Origin of the sequence: Achromobacter denitrificans NBRC 15125 (assembly GCF_001571365.1) — a bacterium.
GTDB classification, from domain to species: Bacteria; Pseudomonadota; Gammaproteobacteria; order Burkholderiales; family Burkholderiaceae_B; genus Achromobacter; species Achromobacter denitrificans.
On the sequence record NZ_BCTQ01000034.1, the window covers coordinates 1 to 17,714 of the forward strand.

Here is a 17,714-nt window from a genome sequence, read left to right on the forward strand (position 1 = left end):
CCCAGGTGCTCAACGCGCGAAACCCATGCGGCCGTGTGCAGACTGTTTTCCGGCCGACACAGGGGCACTGTCTGCACACGGCCGCATGGGTTTCGCGCGCTGGATACTTGGGTTCTTCCTTAAGAACTCTCGCGCTTCACCCATCCTACGGCCGGCCCGGCGTCGGTGGAGCGCGCTAAGATCATGCGAAGGCCCGCCGCTGAAGGCGCGCCGCCCATCGCACCCCTAAAGCAACCCGCCATAAAGGACCACCCATGAACTACCGCCGCCTCGGCCGCAGCAATCTCCGTGTCTCCCCGCTCTGCCTGGGCACCATGATGTTCGGGGAGCAGACGCCCGACGAAGAGGCCGCCCGCATCGTCGCGTCGGCGCGCGACCATGGCCTGAATTTCATCGACACCGCCGACGTCTACAACGGCGGCCGTTCGGAAGAAGTGGTGGGCCGGCTTCTGAAAGGGCAGCGCCACGACTGGGTGCTGGCCAGCAAGATCGGCAACGCGGTCGGCAAGGGCCCGAACCAGTCGCACTACTCGCGCCAATGGCTGATCCGCGGCGTCGAGTCCAGCCTCGCCCGGCTGGACACCGACTTCATGGACATCCTCTACCTGCACCGCGACTACCACGAAGAGAACCTGGAAGAGGCGCTGTGGGCGCTGGGCGACCTGATCCGCGCCGGCAAGCTGCGCAGCTTCGGCCTGTCGAACTTTCGCGGCTGGCGCATCGCCGAAGTGATGCGCTTGTGCGAAAAAATGGGCGTGCCGCAGCCGGTGGTGTGCCAGCCTTACTACAACATGCTCAACCGCGGCCCCGAGGTGGAAATCCTGCCGGCCTGCCGTCACTACGGCCTGGGCGTGGTGCCCTACAGCCCGATCGCGCGGGGCGTGCTGACCGGCAAGTACCAGCCGGGCCAGGCGCCGGCGGCCGACACCCGCGCGGGGCGCGGCGATACCCGCATCCTCGCCACCGAATTCCGCGAAGAGTCGCTGCAGATCGCGCAGCGGCTGGTGGAGCACAGCGCCGCGCGCGGCGTGAAGCCGGGGCATTTCGCCACCGCCTGGGTGCTGGCCAACCCGGTCGTCACGGCCGTCATCGCCGGCCCGCGCACGCTGGCGCAGATGGACGACTACTACGGCGCGCTCGACGTTTCCATCACGGCCGAGGACGAAGCCCTGGTGAACGGCTGGGTCACGCCCGGCCATGCCTCCTCGCACGGCTACAACGACCCCAACTATCCCTTCTACGGCCGCCCGGTAGCGGCGGCCTGAGGGGCGCCGCGCCGCCTTTCCCGGCGGCGCGGACCCGGCGTCAGGCCTTGCGCAGGCTCGCGGGGGGCAGGGGCGCGGAAGCGTTGTCCTCCACGGGCTGCCTGCCGCGTCCGATCAGCCACGCGCAGATCGCCGACACCACGCCCGCGAACAGCACGTACAGGCAGATCAGCCACGGCTGGCCTCCGCCGGTCTTGAGCAGCGCGGTCGCGATGATGGGCGTGATGCCCGAGGCGAAGATCCCCGAGAACTGATATACGAACGAGATGCCGGTGTAGCGCACCTTGGCGTCGAACAGCTCGCAGAACAGGGCCGCCTCCGGCCCGTAGACGGCGGCGTAGAGAATGCCGAAGGGCACGATGATGGCCAGCCAGATCAGCATCACGCTGCCCTGGCTGTTGAGCATCAGCCAGAAGCCGGGGAACGATGCCGCGGCGGTGATGAGCGAGCCCCAGAAATACACCCGCGTGCGGCCGATGCGATCCGACAATCGCCCGAAGAAGGGGATGAAGAAGCACATCACCAGGGCCGCGGCCATCACGCCCATGAGCGCCTCGGTACGCGTGATCTGCACGGTCTGCGTGAGGTACGAGATCGAGAACACGCCGAACACGTTGAAGAACACCCCGTCGATGTAGCGCGCGCCCATGCCCTTGAAGACGTTGCCCGGGTAGCGCTTGAACATGTCGGCGAAGGGGATGCGGCTTTCGGCGTTGTTCTGCTTCACCGCGGCGAACTCCGGCGTTTCCTTGATGTTCAGCCGGATGTACATGCCCACCAGCACCATCGCGGCGGACGCCAGGAAGGCGATGCGCCAGCCCCAGGCCATGAACTGCGCGTCGGTCAGCAGGGTGGACAGCAGCGCCACCGTGCCCGAGGCCAGGCACAACCCGATCGCCAGCCCGATCTGCGGCAGCGAGGCGTAGAAGCCCTTCTTGCCGGGCGGGGCGTACTCGTAGGCCATCAGCACCGCGCCGCCCCATTCGCCGCCCAGCCCGATGCCCTGGAACACGCGCAACAGCAGCAGGAGGATGGGCGCCCAGATGCCGATGCTCTCGTAGGTGGGCACCAGGCCGATCAGGAAGGTGGCCACGCCCATGATCATCAGCGTCATCACCAGCATGCTCTTTCGGCCGATGCGGTCGCCGAAGTGGCCGAAGATCAAGCCGCCCAGCGGCCGCGTGACGAAGCCCACGGCGAAGGTGGTGTAGGCCAGCATGGTGGAGACCACGGGGTCGCCGGCGGGGAAGTAGAGTTTGTTGAATACGATGCCTGCGACCACGCCATACAAGAAAAAGTCGTACCACTCGATGGTGGCGCCGATCAGCGACGCGGCGACGACTCTGCGCACCGCGGCTTCGTTCTGCTTGGCCATGTCTAGTCTCCTTTGGGGGTGGCGGCCGGACACTCTGCGCTGTCCTGGCCGTTGGGGGTTCAGGCGGCGACCTGCAGCGTCTGCGGATGCGCCTGCCTGAGGTCCTGCAATATGAAATCGGCCGCGCGCTCGGCCAGCATCACCACGGGCACGTTGGTGTTCCCGGAAACCAGCGTGGGCATGATCGAGCAATCGACCACGCGCAGCCCGGCCACGCCGTGCACGCGAAGGCGCTCGTCCACGACCGCCATGGGATCGCTGCGCGGGCCCATCCTGGCGGTGCCGGACGGGTGGAAGATGGTGGCGCCGTACTCGCGGCAGAAGTGCAGGATCTCGTCGTCCGCGCGCACGTCGGGCCCGGGCCGGAACTCGCGCTTCATCATCGCGTCCAGCGGCGGGGTCGCGGCGATCCGGCGCGCATACTTGACGGCGGCCACCGCCATGCGGCGGTCCAGTTCGGTTGAGAGATAGTTGGGCTGCATGGAGGGCGCCTCGAACGGGTCCGCGCTGCGCAGCCGCACGCGCCCGCGCGACGAAGGCCGCAGCTGGCACACGGAATAGGTGCAGCCCGAAAAGGGATGCACCTTGCCGCCGGCCATGTCGGCGGACAGCGTGGCGAAATGGAATTGGGTGTCGGGCGTGCGGCTGGCGGGATCGACGCGGCAGAACAGCCCGCCCTGGTTGATGCCCACGGCCAGCGGGCCGCTGCGGAACAGCAGCCACTCCAGGCCCATGCGGGCGCGGCCGCGCAGCGTGCGCAGCTGGTCGTTGGTGGTGATGGGGCGGGCCGTTTCGTAGATCAGGCGGATCTGCAGGTGATCCTGCAGGTTCTCGCCCACGCCCGGCAGGTCGCGCACGATTCCGATGCCGAACTGGCGCAGCAGCCCGGCGGGCCCCACGCCCGAGAGCTGCAGCAGCTGGGGCGATTGCAGCGCGCCGGCGCACAGGATGACCTCGCGGCGGGCGCGCACGGTTCGCACCTGACCGTGCTGCCGGTAGCGCACGCCGCAGGCGCGGGTGCCTTCGAACAGGATGCCCATGGCGTGCGCGCCGGTTTCCACCCGCAGGTTGGCGCGCCCCTGGGCGGGTCGAAGATAGGCGACGGCGGTGGAGCAGCGGCGGCCGTTGCGCGTGGTGAGCTGGTAGTAGCCCACGCCTTCCTGGTCGCCGGTGTTGAAGTCGTCCACGCGGGGGATCCCCAGGCTTTGCGCGGCCGCGATCAGCCCCTCCACCAGCGGATGCGGCGTCTTGATCGAGGTGGCGTTGAGCGGGCCCTCGGTGCCGCGGGTCGGGCCCGGGCCCAGGTCATTGTTTTCCAGCTTGCGGAAGTAGGGCAGGCAATCGTCCCAGCTCCAGCCCGGGTTGCCGGCGGCGGCCCAGGCGTCGTAGTCGCGCCGCTGGCCGCGGATGTAGATCAGGCCGTTGACCGAGCTGGATCCGCCCAGCGTGCGGCCGCGCGGCCAGTAGATGCGCCGGTCCAGCATATTGGGATCGGGGTCGGTGTAGTAGCCCCAGTTCACGACCTTGTGGAACATGGTCTTGCCGTAGCCGATGGGGATGTGTATCCACGGGTAGCTGTCCCGGGGGCCGGCTTCCAGCAGACAGACGGAATGCGCGCCGCTGGCGCTCAGCCGGTTGGCCATCACGCAACCGGCCGAGCCGGCGCCCACCACGATGTAATCCACGGTATCGGACATGTCCGCAAGCTCTCCCTGAAGCGGGGCGCGGCGCGCCCAGGCCGGAGCCGGACGGCGCGTTTACCCTGCTTGTCGTTGTGGGGCGCACTTATATACTGGATCGATGACTCGGGTCCGACGCAGCGCGGACCTTCGTGCATTTGTGGCGATTCTAGGAAGCGGGCGCGAGGAACAAAGCACAACGCGCGCGGGGGCGGAAAAGTGGAACAGAATATGCAGATTCGGTTTCAAAATCGCAGTGCAGCATCGGCGCCGGCGACGGAAAGCGCCGCCGCGGGAGGCACGCGCGAGGCCTCGCGTTCGCTGCGCGCGCTGCTGGTGCTGGAGCACCTGGCGCGGGCCCAGCATCCGCCCACCCTGGCGCAGCTCGCGCAACGGCTCGATATGCCCAAGACGACCCTGATGCGCCTGCTGGCCGCCATGCAGCGCGCCGGCTTCGTGGCCGCCACGCCCACCGAAAACGGCTACGTGCCGGGGCCCCAGGCGTCCATGCTGGCGCTTTCCACCTTGCGAGCGTCCGCCTTCACGCGAGCCTGCCGCGCCGTGCTCGCGCAGCTGGTCGGCACGCTAGGCGAAACCTGCAATCTCACCGCGCCCGACGGCGACCGCGTGGTCTACATGGAACGCGTCGAAACCGAGGAACCGCTGCGGCTGTTCTTCGCGGTGGGCAGCCACGTGCCCATGCACTGCACCGCCAGCGGCAAGCTGTTTCTGGCTTCCATGAACCGCCTGGAACGCGGGCGGGTGCTGGCGCGCCTGCCGCTGACGCGCAACACGCCGCGCACGCTGACCGATCCTGTCCGCCTGGAAGAAGAGCTGGAGCGCCTGGCCGCGCGCGGCATCGGCATCGACAACGAAGAGTTCGTGCGCGGCATGAGCGCGGTGGCGGTGCCGGTGCGCGACGCGGACGATCGCGTCGTGGCGGCGGTGGCCTGCCATGCGCCCACGGCGCGGGTGATGCTGGATGATCTGCTGCGCGCCGTGCCCATCCTGGAACGCGCCGCGCAATCCATGCGCGAGGTGCTGGCGCAGCACCGGGCCGGCGCGGGCTGATCCCGGGGAGCCCTCAGGCCGATGGGGTGAAGAGTTCCGCGGGCAACTTGGCGACGGCGTCGTAGGTGAGGCGGATGTGGCTGGCGAGCAGCGCGCAGGCGCGGTCGGCGTCGCGGGCGAGCGTGGCGTCGAGAATGCCCTGGTGCTCGTCGTGCAGGTCGCGGGCGATGGGCCGGCGGGTGACGGTCAGGCGGCGGTAGCGCTCGGCCTGCTGGTACAGGATGCCCAGGAAATGGTGCATCCACCGCGACGGACAGGCGCGGATCAGTTCGCGGTGGAACTCGCGGTTGCGCTGCTCCCATTCTTCGAAGCGGGCGTCGGGGTCGGCGGCCAGGCGCTGCTCGGCCTTGCCGAGGCGATGGAAGGCGGCGAGCACGGCGCTTTCCCAGTCGTCGTCGCCGACGGCGATGGACTGGCGCAAGGCCTCGGTTTCGAGCAGCACGCGGTTTTCGGTGATGTCGCGGAAATCTTCCAGCGAGATGGGCGTGACGTGGAAGCCGCGCTGGCCGTGGGCGACGACGAGCGCATCGGACACGAGCAGGGCGAGGGCTTCGCGCAGCGTGCCGGCGCCCACGCCGTAGTCGTCCTTCAGGTGTTCGACCCGCAGGCGCGAGCCGGGCGGAAGCCTGCCCTGGATGATGTCGCGGCGCAGGCTGACGTAGGCCGCGCCCACCAGGGTGTTGGCGGAGGCGGAATGGGCGAGCGGGGGGAGGGTGGCGCCGTCTGACATAGGGAGTACTTTATCACTGCGCTTGAAAAATCTCGATAAAAATTATTGACGCCGAGATTTATGCTGCTTATCGTAGAAAAAAAGGCGTCGAGATGACGACCGGCATGCAGCCGGCGGCAGGCGCAACCAGGAGACAAGCAGTGATACGGCTACACGATGTCCGGCTGGCCCGGCTGCGCACCCGCAATCCGTCCGAAACGCCCGTCCGCCGCATCGTGCCGCGGTCGATGTCGTGGTCGATGTTGCGTCCGGCGGCGCGCTCGCTGTTGCGTCATATGGCGGCCTGCGTGGCCGCGTTCACGGCGCTGGCCGCCAGCCCGTCGGCCAGCGCCCAGGACTGGCCCGCGCGGCCCGTGACCATCCTGGTCAATGGCGGGCCCGGCAGCCTGCCGGACCTCTTCGCCCGGCCGCTGGCCGAACGCCTGCATCACGCCTTGGGCCAGCCGGTGGTGGTCGAGAACAAGCCTGGCGCCGGCGGCATGCTGGCAATGCAGCAGCTCAAGTCCGCGCCGGCCGACGGTCATACCCTGGCGCTGGTCACGAATGCGCATCTGGTGTGGAACCCCTATATTTTTCCGGCGCTGACCTACGATCCGGCGCGCGACCTGCAGCCCGTCAGCCCGCTGGCGGTCATTCCCATGGCGCTGACGGTCAACGACAAGCTGCCCGCGCAGTCGCTGGACCAGTTGCTGGCGCTGGCGCGCCAGAAGCCCGGCCGGTTGAACTATGCGTCCTCGGGCAACGGCAGTCCGCCCCACGTGCTGTTCGAAATGCTGCGCGAGCAGGCCGGGGTCGACATCATGCACGTGCCGTTCAAGACCGGCACCGGCGCGCTGAATTCCGTGCTTGCGGGCGATACGGAAATCTACTTTGCGGGCACTGCGCTGGTGGAGCCCATGGTCAAGGAAGGACGCCTGCGCGTGCTGGCCATGAGCGAAACCGTGCCCGACGCGGCCTTCGGCAATGCGCCCACGCTGGCGGCCAGCCATTTCCGCGGTTTTGAAGGCGCGGTGTGGCTGGGGGTGGCGGCGCGCGCCGGCACGCCGGAGGCCATCGTGCAACGGCTCAATGAAGAGATAGGCCGCGCGCAACAGGACGGCGCGCTCAAGCAGATGTACGCCAGCCACGGCTCCTTGCCGTACCATCTGGCGGCGCAGGCCTTCGCCCAGCGCGTCGCGGCGGAGCGGGATGCGTCCGGCCCCGTGTTGCGCAAGCTGGGCATCAAGCCCGATTGAATTCCCTCTTACCAACCCGGGCGCCTGTCCACACCTCGTTTCGGCGTGGACAGGCCCCACTATTCCGGGCTCCGCTTGCGGGGCCCGCAGCCGCTCATGAACCTGATCGAAGAGATTGTTGAAAACTCCCCGTCCATCCGCGAAATCCGCAGGGACATCCATGCGCATCCGGAGCTGGCGTTCGAAGAGAACCGCACCTCCGACCTGGTGGCCAAGCTGCTGGAAAGCTGGGGCATTCCAGTGCATCGCGGATTCGGCAAGACCGGCCTGGTGGGCGTGATCAAGAACGGCGATTCGCCGCGCACGGTGGGGCTGCGCGCCGACATGGACGCGCTGCCCATGCAGGAGGTCAACCAGTTCAACCACGCCAGCAGGCATCCCGGCGTGATGCACGCCTGCGGCCACGATGGCCATACCGCCATGCTGCTGGGCGCGGCGCAGCACCTGGCCCGCCATCGGAATTTCGACGGCACCGTGTACCTGATCTTCCAGCCCGCCGAAGAGCGCGGCGGCGGCGCGCGCGAAATGATGCGCGACGGCCTGTTCGAGAAATTCCCGATGGAGGCGGTGTTCGGCATGCACAACATGCCGGGCATCCCGGTCGGCTGCTTCGCCTCGTCGCCGGGGCCGGTGCTGGCGTCCAACAGCGAATTCCACGTCACCATCCGCGGCAAGGGCGGCCACGCGGCCATGCCGCACCTGGCCATCGATCCCATTCCCGCGGCAGCCCAGATGATCGAGGCCTTCCAGACCATCATCAGCCGCAACAAGAAGCCGCTGGAGACGGCGGTGATCTCGGTGACTACGGTGCAGGCGGGCGGGGTCGTCAACGTCATTCCCGACACCTGCGAACTGCGCGGCACGGTGCGCGCCTACACCCGCGAAACCCTGGACCTGATCGAGCGCCGCATGGGAGAGGTCGCGCAGCATGTGGCCGGCATGTTCGGCGCGCAATGCGATTTCGTCTTCACGCGGCACTATCCGTCGACGATCAACCACGAGGCCGAGACGGCGTTCATGCGCGACGTGCTGGCCGAGGTCGCGGGCCGGGAGCAGGTGCTGGCGCAGACGCCCATCATGGCGGCCGAGGATTTCTCCTTCATGCTGGAAGCGGTGCCGGGCAGCTACTGCTTCATCGGCAACGGCGACGGCGACCACCGCGAATCGGGCCACGGCGCGGGCCCTTGCCTGGTCCACAACACCAGCTACGACTTCAACGACGAACTGCTGCCCATCGGGTCCAGCGCGTTCGTGAGGCTGGCCGAAGACTGGCTGCGGCGGCCCGTCGCCTGAGCGGGGCCGGGCGCGGCGGGGATCGCGGCGGCGCCATGCCGCGCGCCGCCGCGATCCCGCTTCGTTCCGGCCTCAGAACCTGCCGCGCAGGGTCAGCGTCGCGTTGCGGGGATCGCCGTAGAAGCTGCCCCATCCCGGCGCGCCGATGGTCTGGTAATAGGTCTTGTCGAACACGTTGTTCACGTTCAACGCCGCCGACCAGTGCTTGTTGATGTCGTAGCCGATGCGCGCATTCCAGACGGCATACGGCGCTTGCGACACCCGCACCGACCGCGTTTCCGTATAGCTGCCGGTCTGGTAGTTCACCCCGCCGCCCAGCGTCCACGCGGACCACTCTCCCGGCAGCCGGTAATCCGACCACAAGCGCAGAATGTGCTTGGGCGTGACGGTGCGGCCGAAGTTGGTGCTCAATACGTTGGTATCGTCCAGGAACTTCAAGGTGTTGAACGTATAGCCGGCAAACAGTTGCCAGCCTGGAGCCACCTCGCCGCTGATCTCGGCATCCACGCCCTGGCTGCGGACCTTGCCGCTGGACACATAGCAGATGTCGCCCACGGTGCACGCGCCGACCAGGTCCTGCTGCGCCCAGTTCTTCTGGTCGACGCGGAACAGGGCCAGGGAGGCATTGACCCGGCCGTCGAGCAGTTCGCCCTTGATGCCCGCTTCGTAATTCTTGCCCAATATGGGGTCCAGCAGCTTGCCCGACGCGTCCAGGGCGTTCTGCGGGTCGAAGATTTCCGCGAAGCTGACGTAGGCGGACCATTGGGGGTTGAACGCGTAGATCAGGCCGCCGTAAGGCGTGACGACGCCGTTTTCCTTGTAGGGATCGGTGTACTGGTCGCCGCCGTCCCGGTAATTGCCGGTGCTCTCATACCAGCTGACGCGGGCGCCTGCGACGAGGGTCAGCGGGTCGGCCAATCGGAAGCGGCCGACGCCATAGACGCCGGTCTGCTTCATCTTGATGATGGTCGCATCGCCTCGGTAGGCATTCTCGCGCAGCCATTGGTCCGTAGGTTCGGGCACATGGTGATCAGGGTTCCAGACGTTCATGGCGCGGTTCAGGCGCGCCGTCGCGAAATCGTTCTTGCTGGTCAGCTCATTGAAGCTGGCGCCGACGCTCACCGAGTGCTTGCGGCCCAGCGCCTCGAAGGCGCCATCCACGTCCAGGTTGAGCGCCTTGTTGTGCGTCGAGAAATCGAAGATGCCGGCATACATCGTCGGCCCGAGCCCCGTGGCCGGATTGACCGCGCCTTCGGTGAAGGCGTACTTCGAATCGTTGGACTCCTGCGTCGAGGTGGCGGTGAGCTTCGTCGACCAATCCTGGTTGAAGCGATGCGCCAGTTCGGCGAACACCGTCGTCTGCTTGCCGTTCCACCGGTTCCAGTCCTGCGCCAGCGAGGTCGAGCGCTTCAGCCCGATGTCGTCGCCGTTGACGTAGTGGGGCAGGCCGTGGAAGAACGGCGTCGAGCGCAATTCCTCGTAGCTCACGCCGCCGGTCAGGGTGGTGGCGGGGCTGAAATCGTAGCTGAGCACGCCGTACAGCACGCCGTTGCGGCTCTTGGCGACGTCGTAGAAATAGTCGCGGTCGTTGTAGCTGGCCACGGCGCGGCCCCGCAAGGATCCGGATTCGTTCAACAGCCCGCTGGCGTCGATGTCGGCCCGATAGTTGTTCCACGAGCCGCCGCTGGCCATCAGCTGCACCTGGTTTTCGGCGAGCGGGCGCTTGCGCACCAGGTTGACCGCCGCGCTGGGCGAGCCTGCGCCTTGCAGCAGCCCGGTCGCGCCGCGGATGATCTCCACGCGGTCCAGGATCACGGTGCTGCTGGTGAAGCTGTTGGCCTGCGGATAGTAGAACGCGCGGTTGACGCCGTCGAACTGATAGCTGTCGACCCGGAAGCCCCGCGAGAACACGTAGTTGCCGCCCATGGGGCTCTTGTAGAGCGTCATGCCGGTGCTGTTGGCCAGCACGTCGTCCAGCGTGTTGGCATTCTGGTCGTCCATGCGCTGGCGCGTCACCACCGTGACCGACTGCGGGATTTCCTTCAGGCTCTGCTGGCCCTTGCCGATGGTCACGAACCCGCTGGTATAGCTGCCGCTGCCTTCGGTGACGGCGCTTTCGGGCGCGCCCGTGACCGTCACCGGCGCCAGCGTCGACACGCCCGGCGCTTCCTGCGGGGCGCGGCGCAGGTGGTAGCCCTCGCCATTGGCGTTGGCCACCGCCTGCAGGCCCGTGCCCGCCAGCAGCAAGGCCAGCCCTTGCTCGGCCGTATAGCGGCCCGACAGCCCCTGCGTCATCACGCCGCGCGTCAAGGCCGGCGACGCCGCCACCGTCACCCTGGCCGAGACGCCGAACTGGCCGAGCGCCTCGTCGAGCGTGGTGGGCGCGATGGCGAACGCGATGCCGCCCGCGGCGGCGGGCTGGGCCCATGACGCCGCGGGCGCGGCCAGCGCCGGCAAGGCGGCCAGGGCGAGGTGAACGGCGAGGCGCAGGCGCGTCGGCCGCGCCCGTCGCGTCGGGAATGCGGCAAGAGTAGGGAAGGACTGGCGTGGTGCCATGACTGGGTTTCCTGGTTCGTCGATTGGATGAGCAGGCCTCGGGCGCCTCGGGGTCTGTCTCTATGTCTAACGAACCAGAATCGATAATCTTCGCGGCCGTTACAAATTGGGCCGCGAGCCGCCGGGGCGGCGCGGTCCGCATAGGCGCCGCGGCGCCCTCAGGCCGCGCCGACGCTGACCCAGTAGCGCGTGCGATACCGCAGCGTCAGGTGCAGGACGTTGGCAAGCACGTCCAGCGTTTTGTCGGTGTCGTCGATGCGGAAGGCGCCGGTCACCTCGCGAGCGGCCACCGCCGGATCGCAGCGCAGGATGCCGGCGCGGTACCGGCCCAGCTCGGCGAGGAAGCGATCCAGCCGCATGCGGTTGGCCACCAGCATGCCCTCCGTCCAGGCGGGACCCTTGCCGTCCACGAGGGTTGCGGGCGAGAGCGAGCGGTCGTCGAATTCGGCCTGCTCGCCGGCATGCACCACCCGCGCCGCCTGCGCGCGGGCGGCGGGCTCGGCGCGCACGGCGCCTTCGAACACGGTGAGGCGCGTGGCGCCGTTGCCGTCCTCCAGCCGTCGCACCACGAAGCGGGTGCCCAGCGGCGTCAAGAGGCCGTTTGGCGTCTTTACGCTGAACGGGCGTCCGGCCGCATCGGCCGCCGTGGCGATCAGGATCTCCCCGTTGCGCAGGTCGATGCGGCGCTGCCCGGCGTCGTAGCGCAGCGCCACCACCGTATCGGTATTCATCGTCAGCACGGTGCCGTCGGGTAGCGTCACGGTCTGCTGCTCGCCGGTTGCCGTGCGGTAAGTGGCGGCCCCGTCGAACAATCCCTGGTGAGCGCCCAGCCAGCCCAGCGTGCCCAGGCCGATGCCGCCCGCCGCCCATTTGAGCGCGCTGCGGCGCGAGCGCTGCTCGCAATACCGCAGGATGGTCTGGCCCGCCGTCGCGCCGGACACCGGCCCGCCCGCGGCGCAATGCAGATCCCGGCTGATGCCCTGCAGGCGTTGCCAGGCGAGTTCGTGGCGCGCGTCGGCCAGGCGCCAGCGGGTACAGGCGGCCTCGGTGGCCGCGTCGGGCGCATCCCCGGTGCGCATCATCCACTCCGCCGCCTGCTCGATGATGTCGGGATGCAGCCGTTCGGTGCGTGCCGCACTCATGCGTACAGCACCGCGTAGCACTGCTGCCAGGCCTTGACCATGTCGCGTTGCACGGCCTGCACCGAAATGCCCAGCGCCTGCGCCACCTCCTGGTAGGGCAGCCCTTCCACCTGCGCCAGCACGAACACCCGGCGCACGCGCGGCGGCAGCTGTTCCATCATGCGGCAGATCGCGTCCAGCGCCTCCACCACCAGCGCATGCGTCTCGGGCCCGGGCTCGACGTCCTCGCTGCGCGCGGCCAGCGTTTCCAGGTACGCCTGCTCGATGGCCCGGCGGCGTGACTGATCGATCAACAGGCGCTTGGCGACCGTGGTCAGGAAGCCGCGCGGCTCGGCAAAGGCCGCGAGCGACTCGCTGCGCATGACGCGCTCGAAGGTGTCGTGCGCCAGATCGGCGGCATTATCGGCGTTGCCGTTGAGCCGGCGGCGCAACATCTGCACGAGCCAGCCGTGATGCTCTCGGTACAGGCTGACAAATTCGTCGGAGGACGCATAGTTGACAGGGGGCACGGGGGTCTTCTGCACAAACGCTAATGGGAATGATTTCTAATTGTAGATGATCATGGCCCCCACCGCCCATGCCCACTGTTGTTTTCGCAACGGGGCGGGCGACAAGCCCGCTCCCGGCTCGGGCCTGTTAACACTAAAAGGGGCCTCGCACAGGCCCTAGTCCGCGGTGTCAGGCTTCGCCCGCGGCGTCTCGCCCGACCGGCACCTCGCGATTCCGGGTGCGCAGGAACACCGCGCTCAGCAAGGCCGCCAAGGCGGCGATCGCCGCCCCGGCCAGGAACGTCACTTGATAGCCGCCATTGAGCGCCTGGACCGGGCTCGCGCCCGCCGCCGTCAGCCCCGCGCTGCGCATCGCCGCCAGGCTGGCCAGCACCGCCAGTCCGAGCGAGCCGCCCATCATGAAGGCCGTGTTCACCACGCCCGAGGCCAGGCCCGACTGGCTGGGCTCCACGTCGCTCATCGCCGCGAGCAGCATGGGGTTGAAGGCCACGCCCGCGCCCAGCCCCAGCAACAGCATGCCGGGCAGCACGTCCGCGGCGAAGGCGCCGTCCACCGGCGCCCGCGCGAACAGCGCCAGCCCCAGCGCCGCCATCGCCAGGCCGACCGCCAGCGGCGCGCGGATGCCGAAGCGCATCACCAGCTTGGCCGACAGCCCCAGTGAGAACGCCGCCATGATGAGGTTGGCGGGCAGGAAAGCCAGGCCGACCTCCATGGGGCTGTAGCCCAGCACCAGCTGCATGTACAGCGCCGACACGAAGAACCACGCGAACATGGCCGCGGCCCACAGCACGCCGACCACGTTCGCGGTGGCCACGTTGCGCAGCCGGAACAGCGACAGCGGCATCAGCGGGGCGGCCACCCGCGCCTCGATGGCCAGGAACAGCGCCATCAGCGCGGCGGCCGTGCCCAGCAGGACCAGCGATTGAACGGAAGTCCAGCCCGCCTCGTTGCCGTTGACCACGGCATACACCGCCAGCATGAGCGACGCCGTGACCGAGAGGGCGCCGGCCACGTCCAGCGGCGTATCGCCGGCGGCGGGCGCGGCGGGCGGGATCAGGCGCAGGCACAGGGCGTAGACGAGCAGGCCGATGGGCAGGTTCACCAGGAAGATCCAGTGCCACGACAGCGCGCTGGTCAGCAGGCCGCCCAGCAGCACGCCGATGCTGCCGCCGCCCGCGCACACGAAGCCGTACACGCCCATGGCGCGCGCCCGCTCGCCGGTCTCGGTGAAGAGATTCATGATGAGCGACAGCGACACCGCCGACACCACCGCGCCGCCCAGTCCCTGGGCCGCGCGCGCGCCGATCAGCAGGGCCTGGCTCTGGGCCAGCCCGCAGGCGAGCGAGGCGATCGTGAAGAGCGTCAGCCCCGCCAGGAACATGCGGCGATGGCCGAACAGGTCGCCCAGCCGCCCGCCCAGCAGCAGGAAGCCGCCGAAGGTCAGCATATAGGCGTTGACGACCCACACCAGCGAGGTCTCGGTGAAATGCAGATCCTGGCGGATCGAGGGAAGGGCGACGTTCACGATCGTGGTGTCGAGCACGATCATCAGCACGCCCAGGCAGAGCACCAGCAGCGCCCACCATCGTTGCTTGCCGTGGATTCCATGCGTCATCGGATAAGGGTTCCTTGGAGTGTAGGGGCCGGGATCACTGCGACAGGCGTCCGCCGCTGACCATCCAGCGGGTGCCGTATCGGTCGATCAGCGCGCCATAGGCTTCGGCCCAGAAGGTTTTCTGCAGCGGCATGGTAATGCTGCCGCCGTCGGCCAGCATGTCGAAGACGCGCTGCGCGTCCGACACGGTGGGATAGGCGAGCGAGAGCGCCACGCCCTGCTTGCCGGGGTAGGGATGGCCGGCGGTGGCGTCGCTGCCCATCAGCATCTGCTCGTCCAGCCCCAGGCGCGCGTGCATGATGCGCCCGGACTCCTCGGCGGACAGGGCGGGCATGGCGGCGTCGGGCGGGGCGTCCGCATAGCGGACCAGCGCCTCCAGCCGCCCGCCCAGCACGCGTTCGTAGAAGCGCATGGCCTCGGCGCAGTTGCCGTCAAAGCTGAGATAGGCGGATAGTTGGGGCATGATGTCTCCGGAAAAGTTTGGCGCAAGCGGCGCCAGGACGGCCGCCGCCGCTCTATGATGGAAGCCCGACCCAAGATACCGAAGGAGCCCGGCCATGCACAAAGGAAGTTGCCACTGCGGACGAATCGCATTCGAAGTCGACGGCGATGTGTCCCAGGTCCTGGAATGCAATTGCTCGCATTGCAGCCGCAAGGGCTACCTGCTGTGGTTCGTGCCGCGCGCGAACCTGCGCATCACCTCGTCCACGGACAGCCTGTCGACCTACAAATTCAACAAGCACGTGATCGCGCATCACTTCTGCGCCCACTGCGGCTGCGCGCCGTTCGGCTTCGGCGCCAGCCCCACGGGCGAAGAGACGGCGGCGGTGAACGCCCGCTGCCTGGAAACGGTGGACCTGAACGCGCTGACCCGGATTCCCTACGACGGGCGCAGCGCCTAGGACCTGTCGGCGCCTAGCGCTATTCTCGCATCCGGGCGCCGTCCGGGAAACCTCTTATTGTTCGGGGCGCCGTCGCATCCCTATTATTTGTGCTCGATCAGCATTGATCCCGGCGCGGCGCGTTCCGCGCCCCTGCCGCACCCCGCAGCAATGATTGCTGCCTGAACATTCCGTCTGGCTATAACAGCCCCCGACTTGCACGCACTGCGTGGTCGGGGGCTTTTTCGTTTGTTTTCCGAAAAGGAGATCGCATGCAACCCTTGGATCCGCAGCCTGTGCCCACGACTTGCGTGGCCAGCGTGCAGATGGCCCCGGCGATAGGCGAAGTCGCCGCCAACGTGGCGCGTTCCATCGAACTGGCGGAAGAAGCCGCCGGGCAGGGCGCGCGCCTGGTGGTGCTGCCCGAGCTGGCCAACACCGGCTACATGTTCGCCAGCCGCGAGGAAGCGTACGCGCTGGCCGAGCCCGTGCCGGAGGGGCCGTCCTCGCGCGCCTGGATCGCGCTGGCCGAGCGCCTGGGCATTTATCTGGTGGCGGGCATCGCGGAACGCTGCGGGGACCGCCTCTACAACTCGGCGCTGATCGCCGGCCCGCAAGGCTATATCGGCACCTACCGCAAGCTGCACCTGTGGGGCGACGAGAACCTGTATTTCGAGGCGGGCGACCTGGGGCTGCCGGTCTTCCATACCGAGCTGGGCCGGCTGGGCGTGGCGATCTGCTACGACGGCTGGTTTCCCGAGGTCTACCGTCTGCTCGCGCTGGGCGGCGCGGACCTGGTCGCGGTGCCCACGAACTGGGTGCCCATGCCGGGCCAGACGGCCGACGGCCCCGCCATGGCGCACGCGCTGACGATCGCGGGCGCGCACAGCAACGGCCTGACGGTGGTGTGCGCCGACCGGGTCGGCGTGGAGCGCGGGCAGCCCTTCGTCGGGCGCAGCCTGATCGTGGGTTCGCAGGGCTGGACCGCGGCCGGGCCGGCCAGCGCCGACCGGGAGGAGGTCCTGGTCGCCGAGGTCGACCTGAAGGCCGCGCGCCGCGGGCGGCAGTTGAATGCATTCAATCACGTGCTGCGCGACCGGCGCTGCGATGTCTACGACGAGCGGCTGGGCGCGGCGGATGCGCCGGCGCAGCGTTGAATAACGGCGGATAGCCGACCCCCAAGGAGAAAACCATGAAATTCCCCTCCCGCAGTTTTCTTACCCGTTTGTCCTTAGCGGCGCTGCTGTCCGGCGCGGCCGGCGCGCAAGCCGCCGAGCCCTTGCGGATCGGCGTGCCGGTCGGCCTCTCGGGCGCCAACAGCGTGGTGGCGCCCGGCGTCGTCCAGGCCTCGCAGCTGGCCGCCGACGAGATCAACGCCGCCGGCGGCATCCTGGGCCGCCGGATCGAGCTGGAGATCGCCGACGACGCCTCCGGCGCGGTCGGCGCGCAGAAGGCCTACGACACGCTGGTGTTCCAGAAGAAGGTGGATGCCGTCATCGCCATGGAGACCAGCGCCGCGCGCAACGCGGCGCTGCCCATCATCGCGCGCGGCAAGGTGCCGTACCTCTACACCTCCTTCTACGAAGGGCGCTCGTGCAACCGCTGGATGCACGTGAACGGCTGGGTTCCGGAGCAGCAGGTCGCGCCGGTGGTGGACCACTTCATGAAAACCCGCCAGGCCAAGACCTTCTTCCTGATCGGCAGCGACTACGCCTTCGGCCGCGGCATGCTGAAGTTCACGCGGGAATACATCGAGAAGCAGGGCGGCAAGGTGGTGGGCGAGGAATACCTGCCCATCGACGGCTCGGACTGGACCGCCGTGGTGTCCAAGGTGCGCTCGGCGCAGCCCGACGCGCTGATCAGCTCGACGGCGGGCGGCAGCCCCAACGTCAGCCTGGCCAAGCAGATCCAGGCCGCGGGCCTGACCATGCCCTACGGCAACCTGGCCATCGACGAAGGCACGGCCAAGACCATGGGCGACACCGCGGCGGGCATGTACCTGTCGTCGTCCTACCTGACCAGCATCCATACGCCGCAGAACCGCAAGTTCCTGGACGGCCTGAAGGCGAAGTTCGCCGGCCAGGCCAAGACGGCCAACGAATTCTCGGCCGCCCAGTACGAAGGGTTCTTCCTGTACAAGGCCGCGGTCGAGAAGGCCGGCGGAACAACCGACCCCGCGAAGGTGGTGCAGGCCTTGAGCGAGGTGTCGGTGGACGGCCCGCGCGGCCCGGTCCGGATGGACCGACAGCGGCACGCGGCGCTGACCATGCGCCTGGGCCAGGTGCAGCAGGACGGGTCCATCCGCATCCTGCAGACCTTCGACCAGGTGGACCCGGGCGCCCAGTGCCCCGACCTGAAGTAGC

Annotated in this window: 15 protein-coding genes; 7 read left to right on the plus strand and 8 right to left on the minus strand. The window is 68.4% G+C overall.

All coding sequences use genetic code 11. The annotated features are described in order from the left end of the window. Positions 1-254 precede the first annotated feature (254 nt). The gene (locus ADE01S_RS23595; protein WP_062684177.1) at positions 255-1,265 is read left to right on the plus strand and encodes an aldo/keto reductase; all 1,011 of its coding nucleotides are present in this window, start codon (positions 255-257) and stop codon (positions 1,263-1,265) included. 40 nt (positions 1,266-1,305) lie between these two features. On the opposite strand, the gene ADE01S_RS23600 is transcribed toward ADE01S_RS23595, so the two are convergent. After that, entirely contained in the window at positions 1,306-2,640 is a 1,335-nt protein-coding gene (locus tag ADE01S_RS23600; RefSeq protein ID WP_062684178.1) for an MFS transporter, read from the minus strand. Positions 2,641-2,699: 59 nt separating this feature from the next. Further along, a complete protein-coding gene (locus ADE01S_RS23605; RefSeq protein WP_062684179.1) occupies positions 2,700-4,337 on the minus strand; it encodes a GMC family oxidoreductase in 1,638 nt (545 codons plus the stop codon). 201 nt (positions 4,338-4,538) lie between these two features. Here ADE01S_RS23605 and ADE01S_RS23610 point away from each other — a divergent pair, with 201 nt between their 5' ends. Continuing rightward, entirely contained in the window at positions 4,539-5,390 is an 852-nt protein-coding gene (locus ADE01S_RS23610; protein WP_062684180.1) for an IclR family transcriptional regulator, read from the plus strand. 13 nt (positions 5,391-5,403) lie between these two features. Here ADE01S_RS23610 and ADE01S_RS23615 read toward each other — a convergent pair whose 3' ends face one another. Next, positions 5,404-6,120 carry a GntR family transcriptional regulator gene (locus ADE01S_RS23615; protein ID WP_062684181.1) on the minus strand — a complete coding sequence of 239 codons (717 nt, stop codon included), beginning with the start codon at positions 6,118-6,120 and terminating at the stop codon, positions 5,404-5,406. Positions 6,121-6,260: 140 nt separating this feature from the next. Between ADE01S_RS23615 and ADE01S_RS23620 the strand changes: the two genes are divergently transcribed. Both ADE01S_RS23620 and ADE01S_RS23625 read left to right on the plus strand, forming a co-directional pair. Continuing rightward, positions 6,261-7,355, plus strand: coding sequence for a Bug family tripartite tricarboxylate transporter substrate binding protein (locus ADE01S_RS23620; protein WP_242663432.1), 1,095 nt, complete (start codon positions 6,261-6,263; stop codon positions 7,353-7,355). A 96-nt stretch (positions 7,356-7,451) separates the two neighbouring features. Then, a complete protein-coding gene (locus ADE01S_RS23625; protein ID WP_062684182.1) occupies positions 7,452-8,648 on the plus strand; it encodes a M20 aminoacylase family protein in 1,197 nt (398 codons plus the stop codon). Between the two features lie 72 nt (positions 8,649-8,720). Here ADE01S_RS23625 and ADE01S_RS23630 read toward each other — a convergent pair whose 3' ends face one another. From ADE01S_RS23630 to ADE01S_RS23650, 5 genes are all read right to left on the minus strand, one after another. Continuing rightward, a complete protein-coding gene (locus ADE01S_RS23630) occupies positions 8,721-11,204 on the minus strand; it encodes a TonB-dependent siderophore receptor (RefSeq protein ID WP_062684183.1) in 2,484 nt (827 codons plus the stop codon). A gap of 158 nt (positions 11,205-11,362) precedes the next feature. Next, the gene (locus ADE01S_RS23635; RefSeq protein WP_062684184.1) at positions 11,363-12,346 is read right to left on the minus strand and encodes a FecR domain-containing protein; all 984 of its coding nucleotides are present in this window, start codon (positions 12,344-12,346) and stop codon (positions 11,363-11,365) included. Next, a complete protein-coding gene (locus ADE01S_RS23640) occupies positions 12,343-12,855 on the minus strand; it encodes a sigma-70 family RNA polymerase sigma factor (protein WP_062684229.1) in 513 nt (170 codons plus the stop codon). The genes ADE01S_RS23635 and ADE01S_RS23640 overlap by 4 nt, the downstream gene beginning before the upstream one ends. 169 nt (positions 12,856-13,024) lie before the next feature. Further along, complete coding sequence (locus ADE01S_RS23645; RefSeq protein ID WP_062684185.1) at positions 13,025-14,470, minus strand: MFS transporter; 1,446 nt, start codon at positions 14,468-14,470, stop codon at positions 13,025-13,027. 34 nt (positions 14,471-14,504) lie between these two features. Further along, on the minus strand, positions 14,505-14,933 hold the full coding sequence (locus ADE01S_RS23650) for a VOC family protein (protein ID WP_062684186.1): 429 nt from the start codon (positions 14,931-14,933) through the stop codon (positions 14,505-14,507). A gap of 94 nt (positions 14,934-15,027) precedes the next feature. Between ADE01S_RS23650 and ADE01S_RS23655 the strand changes: the two genes are divergently transcribed. From ADE01S_RS23655 to ADE01S_RS23665, 3 genes are all read left to right on the plus strand, one after another. Beyond that, positions 15,028-15,372 (plus strand): GFA family protein, encoded by a 345-nt coding sequence (locus tag ADE01S_RS23655; protein WP_062684187.1) that lies wholly within the window; start codon positions 15,028-15,030, stop codon positions 15,370-15,372. 251 nt (positions 15,373-15,623) lie between these two features. Beyond that, on the plus strand, positions 15,624-16,508 hold the full coding sequence (locus ADE01S_RS23660; RefSeq protein WP_082775882.1) for a nitrilase family protein: 885 nt from the start codon (positions 15,624-15,626) through the stop codon (positions 16,506-16,508). 35 nt (positions 16,509-16,543) lie between these two features. Next, positions 16,544-17,713, plus strand: a complete 1,170-nt coding sequence (locus ADE01S_RS23665) for a substrate-binding protein (protein WP_062684188.1) — start codon at positions 16,544-16,546, stop codon at positions 17,711-17,713. Position 17,714: the final 1 nt, after the last annotated feature.